Origin of the sequence: Aureimonas sp. D3, assembly GCF_001463805.1 — a bacterium.
GTDB classification, from domain to species: domain Bacteria; phylum Pseudomonadota; class Alphaproteobacteria; order Rhizobiales; family Rhizobiaceae; genus Aureimonas; species Aureimonas ureilytica_A.
On the sequence record NZ_BBWM01000056.1, the window covers coordinates 21,145 to 35,636 of the forward strand.

Sequence of the window (14,492 nt, forward strand, 5' to 3'; positions counted from 1 at the left end):
AGGTCTGGCCTGCGATGATGAATTTCCTTTTGGTGGCCGTCGGTGGCGGACTCGGCTCGGTCCTGCGCTATGGCGCGGGTCTGGCCGCCGCGCGCTGGCTGGGGACGGCCTTTCCGTTCGGCACGCTCTTCGTGAACGTCACCGGCTCTTTCGTCATGGGCTTGCTGGTCGAATTTCTGGCGCGGCGCTATGGCGGAGCGGATGCCAATTTGCGGCTGCTGCTCGCGACGGGCGTGCTCGGCGGCTACACGACCTTCTCCAGCTTCTCGCTGGATTTCGCCACACTTGCGGAGCGGGGCGAGCTGGGCACGGCCTTCGTCTATCTCGCGGTGACGATCCTCGCCGGTCTCGGCGCGCTCTTTGCCGGTCTGGCCTTGGCCCGGCAGGTCTTCTGAGCCGAAAAGCCGTTTTCGCACGGGCGCATATGCGCTATGGCCGAGGGAAAGCAAGAAGGACGATCCCTCATGGCAAGCGTGGAACAGATCCGGGTCGAAGCGGACGAAACGGGGCTTCGTCTCGATCGCTGGTTCAAGCTGCATTATCCCGGTCTCGGCTTCGGCCATTTGCAGAAGCTTTTGCGCTCCGGTCAGGTGCGCGTCGATGGCGGCCGCGCCAAGACGGACACCCGCGTCGAAGCGGGCCAGTTGATCCGCATCCCGCCCATGGGTGGCGAGTCCGCCAAGATGAAGGTCGCCCCGCTCACGGCCAACACGATCCGCGACAAGCACGACGGCGATGTGCTCGGCCAGATGCTGCTTTATGAGGACGAGAAGGTCTTCGTCTTCAACAAGCCGGCGGGCCTCGCCGTGCAGGGCGGCTCGGGCGTCTCGCGCCATGTCGACAAGATGCTGGAAGCCTGGCGCTCCAAGAAGGGCGAGAAGCCGCGCCTCGTGCACCGTCTCGACCGCGACACATCAGGCATTCTCGTCGTCGCGCGCACGCGCGGTGCGGCCGTGGCGCTCACCAAATCCTTCCGCGAGCGCGACACGCAGAAGCGCTATTGGGCGATCCTCAAGGGCGTACCCCAGCCGAAGGAAGGGCGCATCTCGACCTATCTTGTCAAGGAGGCGACCGCCGACGGCGACCGGATGCGCATCGCCCGCCATGGCGAGGAAGGGGCCGACCACGCGCTCTCGCATTACCGCGTGATCGATCAGGTGGCGCAGAACTTCTCTTGGGTCGAGCTGGAGCCCTATACCGGCCGCACGCACCAGCTGCGCGTCCACGCACTCCATATCGGCCATCCGATCATCGGCGATCCGAAATATTTCGAGCACGACACCAACTGGGAATTTCCCGGCGGCGTTCAGAACAAGCTGCATCTCCACGCACGCCGCATCACCATTCCGCATCCGGACGGCAAGGGCAAGGTGATCGACCAGATCGCGCCGCTGCCCCCTCACATGGTTCAAACCTGGAACCTCTTCGGCTTCGACGAAGCGGCCGAGAACGACTGATGCGTCTCGTTCTGTTCGACTGCGACGGCACGCTGGCCGATACGTTCGGCCTGATCGTGGAAACGATGAAGCGCTGCTTTTCCGACGCCGGCCTGCCCGAGCCGGAGGATGCGGCGGTGCGCGGCATTATCGGCCTGTCTCTTGATCTCGCCATCCATCGTCTCGCACCGACTGTGCCCGATGTCGAACTGCCGCGTCTCGTCCAGGGCTACAAGGACGCCTTCCACCGCGTGCGCGCGGAAGGGACGCATTCCGAGGCGCTGTTTCCGGGCATCGAGCCCATGCTGCGCCGGCTGGCGGCCGTCGACGATCTTCTGATCGGCATGGTCACCGGCAAGTCGCAGCGGGGCGTGCGCATGATCGTTGAACTGCATGGCCTGGAGGGCATCTTCCTCGCCGTGCGCACGGGGGACGACTGCCCCTCCAAGCCGCATCCGGCCATGGTGCTGGAATGCTGCGCGGAGCTGGGTGTCGATCCCGCCGATACGCTTGTGATCGGCGATGCCATCTACGATATGCAGATGGCGAGAGCGGCCGGCGTAGAGGCGCTGGGCGTCGACTGGGGCGCGGGCTCGCCCAACGAGCTGATCCTGGCGGGCGCAACGGCCGTCGCCGCGACAGCCGAAGGGCTCGAAGCCTGGATCGAGGATTGGAGAGCCAGCGCGCCGGCCTCCGAACCCCGGTTCGAGCTTTCGCCGTCCTGAAGCCGCGTCTGTCCCGAGATTTCCTGCCATGTCCACTCTGCCCGCCCGCTCCGAATTGCCCAAGCGCTTCTATCAGGACGTGTCGATCGTCGAGGAGGAGGGCGGCTTTGCGGTTCGTCTCGACGGGCGGCCGGTGCGCACGCCCTCGCGCGCGCTTCTGCGCGTGCCCTCAGCCGATGTGGCGCGGGCAGTCGCCGCCGAATGGGAAGCGCAGAAGACCCATATCGACCCCGCGACCATGCCGATGACGCGGCTCGTCAACACCGTTCTCGACGGCGTGGCGGCGGACCCGGCCGGTGTGGCGGAAGATCTTGGCCGCTATGCCGAGACCGATCTTCTCGCCTACCGCGCGGCCGAGCCGCAGCGGCTGGCGGACCGTCAGGCCGAGGGGTGGGACCCGGTGATGGACTGGGCAAGCCAGCGCACGGGGCAGGGTTTCGCGTGCGGCACCGGGGTCATGTTCGTGGCGCAGCCGGAAGCCAGCGTCGAAGCGCTGCGGGCGATCGTGCGGGCCGAGACGGATCCTTTCCGCTTGGCGGCCCTTCACCAGATGACGACGCTCACCGGCTCGCTTCTGTTGGCGCTGGCCGTCAGCGAAGGCTTCCTCGATGTGGAGCGCGCCTGGGCGCTCTCTCATATCGACGAGGACTGGAACATCGAGCAGTGGGGCGAGGACGAGGAAGCCCGTGCGCGTCGCGACAGCCGCTACCGCGACATGCGTATGGCCGCGATCATGCTGGGCCGGGCGTAAAGCCCGGCCGCGACAGTCTCAAATCCCCGCGAACCATTCGTAGCCGCGATCTTCCCAATAGCCCCCGCCGCCATCGCCGAAGCTCGAAAGATTGTCGGCCAGGGTAATCGCTCGGATATATTTGGCCATCTTGTAGCCGAGCTGCCGCTCGACGCGCACCCGGATGGGCGCGCCATTGGCAACCGGCAGCGCCGCGCCGTTCATGCCATAAGCGAGGATCGTCTGCGGATGGCGGGCGTCCAGAAGGTCGATCGATTCGTAATAGCGGATCGGCCCGGTGAAGCCGTTCTCCAGCGTGTCGAAGCAGGAGAACACGACGAAGCGCGCCTGCGGCTTCACGCCCACCTGATCCAGGATCAGGTGCAGCGGTGCGCCCGTCCATTCCGCAATGCAGCTCCAGCCTTCCACGCAGTCGTGCCGGGTGATCTGCGTGCGCGCCGGCATGTTTTGGATCTCCGCCAGCGAGAAGCTCGCGGGTCGATCCACCAGCCCGTTCACCTCCAACCGGTAGGTCTCGAAATTCGCGGCGGCCAGCGCGCGATAGTCCTCGTCCTGCGGGTCGGTGATGCCGTTCGGGCGCATGGGCTGGCGAATTTCGGAGCGCGAGAACTCTCGCGCCAGATTGTCGCTGCCGAGCAGCAGGCGTTGCGCGCGGTAGGTGAGGTCGTTGGCCTTGGCCAGGACGCCGCGCACCTGCGAGTCATTGGCCAGAAGCGGGTCGAAACAGCCCGCCAAGGCCGAGGTCGAGGCGATGGCGGCTCCGGTCAGGAAGCGGCGACGGTCGAGCCGAAAGGTCATGCTGCGTCCTCCTCGCGGTCCACCCGCATCCGCCCTGTCACCATGGAGCGCAATTCGTTGAACGGGCCAGCCAGGAGCACCATGGCGATATGGACGGCGACAAAGAGAACCAGGAGCAGCATCACCGTGAAATGGATCGTGCGCGCCGTCTGCCGCCCCCCGAAGAGATCGAGCGTCCAGGGAGCCCAGGCGTTCATGCCGGGCGACATGGTGAGGCCTGTCGCGATCATCAGCGGAAGGGCAACGAAGAGAACGCCGAAATAAGACAGCTTCTGAAGCGGGCCATAGGTGCGCCGGTGGTGCAGGCGCAGCCGCGCGTGATCGGCCATGTCGCGCGGCAGGGCAGCAACGTCCCGCCCACGCGGGAGAATGTCCCGTGACAGATGCCGATTGATCAGGCTGCCGATGAGCCAGAAGAGGAGTGTGCCGACCAGCACCCAGGCAAAGAAAAAGTGCACGACACGGCCCGTTGCCAGATCGCGATAGGAGGGCACGGTGAGCCAAGAGGGGAAGGTCTGGGGCTGAAGCGTTCTAGCGTTCCCGATCGCGCCGAGCCAGCCTGTCGTGTCGAAACTCGCACCGAACAGGCGGGTCACGCCGACCAACTCGCCGTTCTGGTAACCTGCGCCGATCGAGAGGATGGAATTGTCGAAGGCAAAGCCCGACTGCTGGCCGATATAGAGATCGGGCCGGGCCATGAAGATCTGCAATCCGGACAGGAGCAGGAAGAACAGGCAGATCACCCAAAGCCAATGGGTGAGGCGCGTGGTGAGGGCGTGGCGGCGAATGATCGGGCCGTCGCGCTCGGCGGTGAGTTTCATGGGGCGGGCACCATCCTGTCTCGATCCTTTCCCTTCGAAAGCGCAAGCGCTTGGGCGGGAAACGATCCGGGCTGATGCCTCATATACGGCGCGCGGGCGCAATGGGATGCCTCGCCACGTGCCTTTTTACGATGTCAGCCGCCTGACAGCGCGGTCGAGCTCTTGGCGGAAGCGCGAACGGTCCTGTGCGGTGAAGGCGCGGTTGAGGCCTTTGCTCTCTCCGGTCTCGCGCAGATGCTGGTTGAAGCTGCGCATGGAGAGGGCATAGCCGATCGATTCCGGCGTGAAGGCGCGCCCGTCCGGATGCAGCACGATCGCGCCTTTCTCGAGGGCACGGGAGGCGAGGGGGATATCGGCTGTCACGACGACATCCCGGCCCGTCGCCTCCTCGGCGATCCAATGATCGGCGGCATCCGCGCCGGCCGACACGGTGACGAGTCGCGCGCCGGGATAGCGCGAGGGGCGCAAGCCCCCATTGGAGACGAAGACCGCCTGCGCCCCGAGGCGCGTTGCGATCTCCAGCGCCTCGTCCTTCACCGGGCAGGCGTCTCCATCCACCAGAACCCGAACAGCCTCGCTCATACCGCGTCGAAGCCCCGCGCCTCGGTCGGCCCGAAGACCTGTTCGAAACCGGCGCGCATCACGCTGTCCACCTCGGGCATGGAGACGGGCAGGCCGAGATCGACAAGGCTGGTGACGCCATGGCCGGAGATTCCGCAGGGGACGATCCCGGAAAAGTGGGAGAGGTCGGGATCGACATTCAAGCTGATGCCGTGAAACGTCACCCAGCGGCGCAGGCGAATGCCGATCGCGGCGATCTTGTCTTCCGCCGGCGTTCCGTCGGGCAGCGGCGCCTTTTCCGGCCGGCGCACCCAGACGCCGACGCGATCCTCCCGCCGCTCACCCCGCACCTGATATTGCGCCAAGGTCTCGATCACCCAATGTTCGAGCGCCGAGACGAAGGCGCGAATGTCCGGCCGGCGTCGTTTGAGATCGAGCAGGACATAGGCCACGCGCTGGCCCGGCCCGTGATAGGTATATTCGCCCCCGCGCCCGGCTGCGAACACGGGAAAGCGATCAGGCTGAAGCAGGTCGCCCGGCTGCGCGGAGGTGCCGGCCGTGTAGAGCGGGGGATGCTCGACCAGGAGCACGGCCTCGGACGCATCCCCCCGCGCGATGGCCTCCACCCGCCGTTCCATCCAATCGAGCGCCTGCGGGTAGGGCATGAGCCCGTCGTGGATGATCCAATCGACAGGCGCGTTCGGCCCTTCCGTCCGAAAATGTTCCGGCTGCGTGGCGAGTCGCGGTTTGGGCTGGGGGAGGGGCGCGTCCATGAAATCTGTCTAACGCTCCGCGACGAATGTGCAAAGTCTGTTTGCCAGCGGGATCAACGGGTTCGAAGAAAAACGAGCCGCGGGCGGCGAAAGTGCTTGTGCGCTCGGGGGGCGTTTGCTAAACGCCGCTCACCGGTCGAAAGGCCGGCGCCGAACGAGAGTTCGGACCGAACGAAAGTTCGGACACGACGTGCGGTCGTGGCGGAATTGGTAGACGCGCAGCGTTGAGGTCGCTGTGGGGCAACCCGTGGAAGTTCGAGTCTTCTCGACCGCACCATTCTCCTTCAGATTTTGGGGGATGAGATCAGACTACCACTGATCTCTAGACAGATCGGCCGAAAGGCCATTCCGAACGAGAGTTCGGACACGACGTGCGGTCGTGGCGGAATTGGTAGACGCGCAGCGTTGAGGTCGCTGTGGGGCAACCCGTGGAAGTTCGAGTCTTCTCGACCGCACCATTATTTTCCTGATGTATCTGATGATCGCTGCATGGCTCCCGCCTGCGGCTTTTTTTGCGTTTGGTCTGCGCCTCGTCTGATCGGCCGCAAAGAAAAGGCCGGCGCAATGGCCGGCCTTTTTGGTTCAGATGTTCAGATCGCTGGCGCCTGTATCGATATACGGCGCCCAGAAGGCGATGCTCTCGGCGATGGCCGGGATCACGGCCCGGTCGTTCGGCTCGCGCTCCTTGAAGGAGAGTTCGAGGCAGATTTCATTGTCCACCGCGCCGCCTTCCGCGAAGGCTTTGAGCAGCGGCTCGGGCTGGATGCGGCCCTTGGCGTTGTGCTCGGCCGTGAAGGGGCGATGGCCGCTCTTATCCATCGTGGATTGCTTGATGTGGATGATCGGCGACACCTTCGGCACGGCGCGCGCCCAGGCATAGGGGTCGGTGTCATCAGGGTTGGGGGAGGTGATGTCGCCATGGTCGATATCGGCCATCATCCACATGGGCACGGCCATGTTGGCCGCCGTCAGCCGGTTCTGCAGCGCCATGGTCTCGGCGATCGTGTGGCCGAACTCGCGGCCCACCGACATGGGCTCCCAGTAGACATAGGACAGGCCCGCTGATTTGGCGTGGTCGGCGACCTCGGCCCAGCAGTCGATCGCGATCTGGATCAGGTCCTCGCGCCGGACGGGGTCGTCATAGTCCTGGAAGGTGAAGATCGCGAACTGCGTGCCGACGGAGAGGCCGCCGAGATCGGCGGTGATGTCGGCGAAGGTCTTGAACCAATCGACGTAATAGCGGCGCACGTCCCGGTCGGGGTGGCCGAAATGGTTGAGCCGGCCATAGGGGCCGGTCATGCCGGACGTCACGCGAACGCCCGTGCGTTGAAGCGCGGCGCCCATCTGCCGCGTCAGGCGGCGGATGACGGGCGCAGGCCAGGACGGGTTGATGAACTCATGCGTCAGCTGGAGGTCGCGGATGCGCAGATCGCGTGCCACCGTCTCGATCAGATCGTTCGGGTCGGCGAAGCGATTCACCAGCGGATTGGTGTTGAGAGATAGGGTCAGGGCCATGGGGCTCGTCTCAGGATAGGGAGGAGGCGGGGAAGCGCGCGACCGGGGGCGAGCCCGGCCGCGCTGCGACCCTCAGGCGGCGCGCAGCAATTCGCCGTCGAACCATTGCGCGAAGGTCTCGCGCTCGGCCGGGCTCATGTGAAGCCCCTGCTTGGTGCGCCGGAACAAGACGTCCTCGGCGCTGAGCGCCCATTCATTGTTCACGACGTGGCGAACTTCCGCCTCGTAGAGCTTGGCGCCGAAATGTCGGCCGAGCCCGTCCATCGAGGTCGCGCCCGCGAGGAGCTTGGTCATCCGCGCGCCGTAGAGATGGCCGTAATGATGCAGGAGCCCACGCGGCAGCCACGGATAGGCCTCGCGCATCTTTTCGGTGAAGGCGACGAAATCGGCATTCTCAATCTCGCCGCCCGGCAGCTTGGACCCGGCCGTCCAGTCCGGCCCCATGTTCGGGAAGAACTTGCCGACCTTCTGCACGGCATGTTCGGCGAGCTTGCGGAAGGTGGTGATCTTGCCGCCGAAGATGTTGAGCAAGGGCGCACCGCCCGTCTCATCGAGATCGAACGTGTAGTCGCGCGTGACGGCCGAAGGGTTGCCCTGCCCGTCGTCGAACAGCGGACGCACGCCCGAGAAGGTCTCGATCACGTCGCTGCGGCGCAGCTTTTCCTTGAAGTAGCGGTTCACGGCCGCCAGCAGATATTCGACTTCTGACTCGTCGGCCTTCACCTCTTCCGGCCGGCCCTCATAGGGAATGTCCGTCGTGCCGATCAGCGCCTTGTCGCCCTCATAGGGGTTGATGAAGATGACGCGCTTGTCGTGATTCTGGACGAGATAGGCGTGGTCGCCGTCCCAGAACTTGGGAACGATGATGTGGCTGCCCTTCACGAGGCGGACATTGCGGCGCGAATTGCTGCCGGCCACGCGTCCAACGATATCGTTGACCCAGGGGCCGCCGGCATTGATCAGGCAGCGAGCGAGAACCGTGCGCGTCGCGCCCGTGCGCTCGTCACGCATTTCGACGCGCCAATGCCCGTTCTCGCGGCGCGCGCTGGTGCAGGCGGTGCGGGTCAGGATTTCCGCGCCCTTCTCCGCTGCGCCGACGGCGTTCAGCACCACGAGGCGGGCATCGTCCACCCAGCAGTCCGAATACTCGAAGCCCTTGGTGTATTGGTCGAGGATCGGCGCGCCTTCGGGATCGCGGCGCAGATCCAGCGAGCGTGTGCCCGGCAGTTTCTTGCGGCCACCCAGATGATCGTAGAGGAAGAGACCGAGGCGCACGAGCCAGGCCGGGCGATCCTGCGGGCTGTGCGGCAGGACGAATCGCATGGGCCAGATGATGTGGCTCGCCGAGTTCAAGAGCACTTCGCGCTCGATCAGCGCTTCGCGCACCAGCCGGAACTCGTAATATTCAAGATAGCGAAGCCCGCCATGGACGAGCTTGCCCGAGCGCGAGGACGTCCCCTGCGCCAGATCGTCCTTCTCGCAGAGAATGACCTTGAGCCCGCGCCCGGCCGCATCGCGCGCGATGCCCGCGCCATTGATGCCGCCGCCGATCACGAAGAGATCGACCATCGGAATATCCGTCATCATGCGCTCCTTTCGGCCGACTGGGCCGCGAGTAGGGTCTGTTCGGTGTGTTCGGGTTCGAGATCGGGCGCGCTGGCGGGCGCGTTGCGCTGATCCGCCAGCTGGCTCCAGACCGGAACGAGAGCGCGTCGCGCCTGCGCATAGGCCGGGAAGAGGCCGCGATAGGTGCGCACGAGATCGGCATTCGGCGCTTCGGCTTCGCCCAGAAGCGGCGTCACCCATTCCGCGATGCAGGCGTCCATCGTGGGATAGGCACCGATGGCGACGGCGGCCATCATGGCCGCGCCCGCTGCGCCCGCTTCCTCCCGCGCGGAGACGCGAACGGGAGCCTCGACGCAGGCCGAGAGAACCGCGCGCAGCGCCTTGGAGCGTGCCGCGCCGCCGGTGAGCCGGAGTTCAGCCGGCAGGTCGCCCATGGCCGAGTAGCAGTCGCGCGCGGCGAGGCCGAGGCCTTCCACGACGGCGCGAAGCAGGTCCGGAAAGCGGTGGTTGGCGGACAGACCGATGAAGTCGGCCCGCGCATCGGCGTTGACGAAGGGCCCGCGCTCGCCGGTGTCCGAAATATAGGGGTGGTAGAGAAGCGCGCCCGGCTGGCTCTTCTGCATCCAGCCTTCGATGCGCTGCACGAGATCGGCATGGCTCGTCTCGCAGCCCATCTCGGCCAGAAGGTCGCCCGCCATGCGCAGCGCCCAGTCGATATTGAGCGTCGCGGCCATGTTGGTCTGGACCTGCGTCACGATGCCGGGAATCGGCAGCGCGATCACATAGCCCGTGCCCTCGGCGTTCAGCACGACGTCGGAGGCGGAAACCGCGCGCGTGTGAACGCCGGTCGAGCCGACCGTGGAGCAGGCGGCGGGCGCGCCGCCGGCATGGACGCCCGCGCCGAGCGCCGTCATCACCATGTCGACATAGCCCAGGCTCACGGGCGTCCCGGCGAGCAGCCCGGTCGCCTGCGCGGCCTCCGCGGACAGCGGATGGGTGGTCTCAGTCCCGTCCACGATCTCGGGCAGGAGCGAGCGACGATGGGTCAGACCCAGCGATTCGATCACCGTGTCGTCATAGCGCCGCGTGCGAAAATCGCCGAAGGTGAAGCTCGCCTCGGACGGGTCGGTCGCGCGGACGCCCGTCAGGTTGAGATAGAGCCAGTCCTTGCAGTGAAGTGCGACTTCCGCGCCGTCGAGCAATTCAGGCGAGGTGGCGTCCATATGCGCCATCTGCGCGCCCTGCTGGCAGGTGTTCAGGCCCGTGCCGGTGCGCTCGAAGCGCTGGCGCTCAAGCGACGATTGCACGAGGCGGCGCACGCTCGGCGCGGCGCGGGCGTCCAGCCAGAGCCAGGCATCCGTCACCGGCCGGTTGCGCGCGCCGACCAGCCATGTCCCGTCGCCCTGTGCGGTGACGGCGACGCCAGCGGTGCGGCGGGCGAGGTTTTCCACCTTCGTCCCGAGATCGCGCAGCGCGCGGGCGCAGTCGTCCCAGGTCTGGCTCAGCGATTGCCGGGCGGAGCCGTCGCGGCCGAGCGCATAATGGTTGAGAACCGATGCGACCGCGATCTGCCGGCCGCCGAGATCGAAGGCCACGGCCTTGATCACCGAGGTTCCGGCGTCGATGCCGATCAGAAGATCCTGCGTGTGCGACATATCAGGCCTCGTCGCTCGAGACAGGCGCGGCCGGGAAACAAGAGGCGCTGAAGCCTTGCATGAAGATTCCTCCCTTTGATGCCGGCCGGTCGGTTGGGTCCGAAGCGCGAAGCCGGCTTGTCGTCATGTCAACCGGTTGGCGGTGAACTGCCGTGACCCTAAGTGTCAGTTTTCGGCGCGTTCCATCAGCGCCGTTGCGGTGCGCTCGTCGGTGAGGAGACCGCTCAACAGTCCGCTGCGGAGAATGGCGCCGATCCCCTCGATCTTGGCTGGCCCACCGGCGATCGCCACGATTCGGCGCTCTTGGAGGGCTACTAGATCGGGCGAAAGGGTGCGCGCGGCGAGCGAGGTGTCGATCGGCTGGCCGGCCCGATCGAAGAAATGGCCGAGGATCTCGCCGACACCACCACCGTTCTGCACTTCGCGAATCTCGTCGAGATCGATCATGCCGGCGCCGACGAGTTGCGCATCGGGCTGCGTCGTGCCGATCCCGACAATCATCAGATCGGCGGTGGTCGCGAGCGCAAAGACATCCGCGACACCGCGCTGCGACAGCAGCACTTCGCGGTCCGCCGCAGAATTCGCAACGAAGGGAACCGGCAGAACATAGGCGGCGCTGCCCGTGCGCTCGGCGAGGCGATGCATCACGTCATGCGGATTGGCGGCGTAATTGCGTGTCAGCCCGCCCATCAGCGAGACGAAGCGGGTCGAGCCGCAATCGATGCGGGGGCTGGCGGAAATAACTGCGGCAAGCGTACGCCCATGGCCGATTCCGATGACGCGGCCCTCCGTGCCTTCGATCTCGCGCTTCAGATAGCCTGCGCCCGCGATGCCGAGCGCGCGTAAGGGCAACCCGTCCTCATAGAGATTGGGAACGACCTGCGCATAGGCCAAGCCGAAGCGTTGGCACAGGCGCTCTTCCAGAAGCAGGCATTCGGTCACGTCGCCATCGATCGTGACCTTCACCGCACCCGATTGGCTGGCCCAGGAGACGAGTCGATGCGCCTTCACATTGGACACGCCGAGCCGCTCGGCCACCTCGGCCTGCGTCAGGCCGGCGGCAAAGTGAAGCCAGGCGGCGCGAATGGCAAGGCTGTCGTCATCCGCCCGCTTGGTCGCGATCCGCGCCATGTTCGATCCCAGAGGTTTGCGTATTGAATTATTTTTCAATTGGTGCAAAGTCTTTCACGCAGCCTCGCGCTTGTCAACGAAATCACGGCGTTGGTGCGCAGGGCGGTGGGAGATGGCGGATTTCTAGTGAGGCGATGGACGCTGCCGGGAATGAGGCAGTGACTGTGGCGCGCTTGCTCGCAGTTTCGAAACCATCCCTTCGATATGTCGTGTCTTGAACCCTTGTCGACGATTGACAGGTTGTTGGATTTCTAACAGTTCTTGTGTTCAAGATCACAGAATATGTAACACGGGCTGAGCGTGTGGCGGTAGGTGACGAGGTCGGCCGACGTGGAGGATCGGGTCGGTTCGGCTTCGCAGGGGAGGCAGTCTTATGCGCTTGACGATGGCATCCCGGCTGGATCATGCCGCGCGGCAGCTTTCTGGCCGCGCTCGCCGCACGCTTCCCCGCTCGCACTGAACGCATCGCCGATCTTTTCCGGTGCGGCGCGCGATTGTCCGCAGCCCGCGCCGGCTCAACATCAATGGGAGGTCGCCTGTCATGACCGCATCCACTCTTTCCGTCCCCAAGGCCAAGCGCCGCGTCGTCGGCCCGGGCACGATCGTCACCTCGCTCATCGGCCTCGCGCTTCTGGTCGGGATTGCCTTCGACACCAAGCTCGTGCGGATCGGGTCCGAGGCAGCCAGCGGGCCTGAACGCTTCTCGGCCGAGACCTATGGCCCGGCAGAATTCCCCAAGGTGCGCGACGCGATCGCTGCCAAGGCGGTGGATGCGCCGGTGCTGGCCGCCGCGATTGCCGAGAACAAGACCGCCGCCGCCGAGAAATACGGCGTGGCTTCGGGCGGAACCTCGGTTCTGCCGGTCTCTTTCACGGGCGTCGCGGGCGAGCCGAAGGCCGGCATCTATACGGTCACCGTCCCGAACATGCCAGCTGGCGTGACCCTGCGGGTTCAGACCGGGCCGGCCATCAACGGCACCGAGCTGCGCGACGCGACAGGGACGATCGAGTTCGGCCAGTTCACCAACCAGATCGAATATCAGGACGCGGGTTCCGCGCTGAACAACGCCATGAAGGCCGAGGTTCTCGCGCCGATCGACACCAAGAGCCTTGCCGGCAAGACGATCTCCGTCACCGGTGCCTTCCGCCTCGTGAACGCCAAGAACTGGCTCGTCACGCCCGTCAAGCTGACGGTGCAGTGATGGCCGCGTCCGCATCCTCCGCGGAGCCGCGCAAGGGCGAGGTCGTCCTCTCGGCACGCAACGTCGCCAAGTCCTATGGCAGCGTCCATGCACTGAAAGGCGTGAACTTCGACATTCATCGCGGGCAGGTCACCACGCTGTTCGGCGAAAACGGCGCCGGCAAGTCGACGCTCATGCGCATCCTGTCCGGTGTCACGCCGCCGACATCGGGCGAGATCGTGCTGGACGGCGAGCCCGTCGTCTTCGCCTCGGCCAACGACGCGCGCGATCGCGGCATCTCCATCATCCACCAGGAACTCAGCCTCGCGCCGAACCTCAGCGTGCGCGACAATATCTTCATGGGCCGCGAGATCCAGACCGCGACCGGCGTCGATTTCGAGAAGGAAGCCGAGATCGCCCGCGCGCTTCTGACCGAGCTGGAAGAGGACATCGACCCGCTGACGCCGGTCGAGGAGCTTCGCCTGGGGCAACAGCAGATCGTGGAGATCGCGCGTGCCCTCTCGATGAAGTCGCGCATTCTCATCATGGACGAGCCGACCTCGGCGCTCAGCGCCTCGGAGGTCGAGGTTCTGTTCAAGGTGATCCGCGATCTCACCAACCGCGGCGTCGCCATCGTCTATATCTCGCATCACCTCGAAGAAGCGCTGCAGATCACCGACCACGCGGTCGTGCTGCGCGACGGGGCGATGACGGCCTATGCCGAGCGCCGCGAGATCGATCTGGAATGGATCGTGCGTCACATGGTGGGCGAGAACTACGATCTCGGCTCGCCGCCTTCGGGCTATGCCTTCGGCGATGTCGCGCTTTCGGTGCGCGATGTCTCCGTGACGCTGCCGACCGGCGCGGACGCGGTGGAGCGGCTTTCGCTCGACGTGCGGGCCGGTGAGATCGTCTGCATCTACGGGCTGATGGGGGCAGGGCGCACCGAGCTTCTGGAAGCGGTCGCCGGGCGCACCTCCGTCAGCGGCGGCCACGTCCTGCTGCGCGGCGAAGACATCTCGGACCTCTCCATCGCCGAGCGCATCCAGGCCGGGCTTGTGCTCGTGCCCGAGGATCGCCAGCGCGACGGCCTGGTCCAGACCATGTCGGTCGGCGAGAACCTGTCGCTGGCCAGCATCAAGGCCTTCACCCGCCGGCTCTTCACCTCGACCCGTGTGGAGAAGGACATCGTCGCCGATTCGATCCGCCGCGTCCATGTGAAGACGGCAGGCGGCGCGGCGCCCATCGGCTCCCTGTCGGGCGGCAACCAGCAGAAGGTGGTGATCGGCAAGATGCTGGCCACGCACCCCAAGGTCGTGCTGCTCGACGAGCCGAGCCGTGGCATCGACATCGGCGCGAAATCGGAAGTCTTCAAGCTTCTGGCCGAGCGCGCGCGTGAAGGCCTGGCGGTCGTCTTTTCGACCTCCGAGGTCAGCGAGTGCCTCGGCGTCGCACATCGAATCATCGTGATGAGCAAGGGCCGCATTTCGGCGGAATTCCCGGCGGGCGTCACCAAGGAAAAAATCATGGCCGCTTCGGGCGAGGCCGTGGTCGCGTGAACCAGAAAGAGAGCGGAATCC

The 14,492-nt window shown here is 65.7% G+C and carries 14 protein-coding genes and 2 tRNA genes; 8 read left to right on the top strand and 8 right to left on the bottom strand.

What is annotated here, in order from left to right; translation table 11 throughout:
• Nucleotides 1-14 precede the first annotated feature (14 nt).
• The 4 genes from crcB (at nucleotide 15) to AUL36_RS16815 (ending at nucleotide 2,912) form a co-directional block, all read left to right on the top strand.
• Nucleotides 15-395 carry a fluoride efflux transporter CrcB gene (gene crcB / locus AUL36_RS16800; protein WP_062222575.1) on the top strand — a complete coding sequence of 127 codons (381 nt, stop codon included), beginning with the start codon at nucleotides 15-17 and terminating at the stop codon, nucleotides 393-395.
• Between the two features lie 69 nt (nucleotides 396-464).
• Nucleotides 465-1,457 (top strand): RluA family pseudouridine synthase, encoded by a 993-nt coding sequence (locus AUL36_RS16805; protein ID WP_058599873.1) that lies wholly within the window; start codon nucleotides 465-467, stop codon nucleotides 1,455-1,457.
• On the top strand, nucleotides 1,457-2,161 hold the full coding sequence (locus AUL36_RS16810; protein WP_062222577.1) for an HAD-IA family hydrolase: 705 nt from the start codon (nucleotides 1,457-1,459) through the stop codon (nucleotides 2,159-2,161). The genes AUL36_RS16805 and AUL36_RS16810 overlap by 1 nt, the downstream gene beginning before the upstream one ends.
• Nucleotides 2,162-2,189: 28 nt before the next feature.
• A complete protein-coding gene (locus tag AUL36_RS16815) occupies nucleotides 2,190-2,912 on the top strand; it encodes an ATP12 family chaperone protein (RefSeq protein WP_062222579.1) in 723 nt (240 codons plus the stop codon).
• A gap of 18 nt (nucleotides 2,913-2,930) precedes the next feature.
• Here the strand turns inward: AUL36_RS16815 and AUL36_RS16820 are convergent, their stop codons facing one another.
• The 4 genes from AUL36_RS16820 to lipB form a co-directional block, all read right to left on the bottom strand.
• Nucleotides 2,931-3,710, bottom strand: a complete 780-nt coding sequence (locus AUL36_RS16820) for a molybdopterin-binding protein (RefSeq protein ID WP_062222581.1) — start codon at nucleotides 3,708-3,710, stop codon at nucleotides 2,931-2,933.
• Nucleotides 3,707-4,531 (bottom strand): cytochrome b/b6 domain-containing protein, encoded by an 825-nt coding sequence (locus AUL36_RS16825; protein WP_062222583.1) that lies wholly within the window; start codon nucleotides 4,529-4,531, stop codon nucleotides 3,707-3,709. Before AUL36_RS16825 ends, AUL36_RS16820 begins: the two co-directional genes overlap by 4 nt.
• A gap of 126 nt (nucleotides 4,532-4,657) precedes the next feature.
• Entirely contained in the window at nucleotides 4,658-5,113 is a 456-nt protein-coding gene (locus AUL36_RS16830; protein WP_062222585.1) for a YaiI/YqxD family protein, read from the bottom strand.
• Complete coding sequence (lipB, locus tag AUL36_RS16835) at nucleotides 5,110-5,865, bottom strand: lipoyl(octanoyl) transferase LipB (protein WP_062222587.1); 756 nt, start codon at nucleotides 5,863-5,865, stop codon at nucleotides 5,110-5,112. Before lipB ends, AUL36_RS16830 begins: the two co-directional genes overlap by 4 nt.
• Nucleotides 5,866-6,057: 192 nt before the next feature.
• Between lipB and AUL36_RS16840 the strand changes: the two genes are divergently transcribed.
• Nucleotides 6,058-6,142 (top strand) — tRNA-Leu (locus AUL36_RS16840).
• Between the two features lie 96 nt (nucleotides 6,143-6,238).
• Nucleotides 6,239-6,323: transfer RNA gene (locus AUL36_RS16845), tRNA-Leu, on the top strand.
• Nucleotides 6,324-6,447: 124 nt separating this feature from the next.
• Here the strand turns inward: AUL36_RS16845 and AUL36_RS16850 are convergent.
• The 4 genes from AUL36_RS16850 to AUL36_RS16865 all read right to left on the bottom strand — a co-directional run bounded on the left by AUL36_RS16850 (nucleotide 6,448) and on the right by AUL36_RS16865 (nucleotide 11,732).
• Complete coding sequence (locus AUL36_RS16850) at nucleotides 6,448-7,380, bottom strand: TIM barrel protein (RefSeq protein ID WP_062222589.1); 933 nt, start codon at nucleotides 7,378-7,380, stop codon at nucleotides 6,448-6,450.
• A 72-nt stretch (nucleotides 7,381-7,452) separates the two neighbouring features.
• Entirely contained in the window at nucleotides 7,453-8,964 is a 1,512-nt protein-coding gene (locus AUL36_RS16855) for a glycerol-3-phosphate dehydrogenase (protein WP_062222624.1), read from the bottom strand.
• Nucleotides 8,964-10,601, bottom strand: a complete 1,638-nt coding sequence (locus AUL36_RS16860; protein WP_062222591.1) for an FGGY-family carbohydrate kinase — start codon at nucleotides 10,599-10,601, stop codon at nucleotides 8,964-8,966. The genes AUL36_RS16855 and AUL36_RS16860 overlap by 1 nt, the downstream gene beginning before the upstream one ends.
• Nucleotides 10,602-10,766: 165 nt before the next feature.
• Nucleotides 10,767-11,732 carry a sugar-binding transcriptional regulator gene (locus AUL36_RS16865; protein WP_062222593.1) on the bottom strand — a complete coding sequence of 322 codons (966 nt, stop codon included), beginning with the start codon at nucleotides 11,730-11,732 and terminating at the stop codon, nucleotides 10,767-10,769.
• 541 nt (nucleotides 11,733-12,273) lie between these two features.
• On the opposite strand from AUL36_RS16865, the gene AUL36_RS16870 reads away from it, so the two are divergent.
• On the top strand, nucleotides 12,274-12,933 hold the full coding sequence (locus AUL36_RS16870; protein WP_062222595.1) for a DUF2291 family protein: 660 nt from the start codon (nucleotides 12,274-12,276) through the stop codon (nucleotides 12,931-12,933).
• On the top strand, nucleotides 12,933-14,471 hold the full coding sequence (locus AUL36_RS16875; protein ID WP_058636715.1) for a sugar ABC transporter ATP-binding protein: 1,539 nt from the start codon (nucleotides 12,933-12,935) through the stop codon (nucleotides 14,469-14,471). The genes AUL36_RS16870 and AUL36_RS16875 overlap by 1 nt, the downstream gene beginning before the upstream one ends.
• Nucleotides 14,472-14,492: the final 21 nt, after the last annotated feature.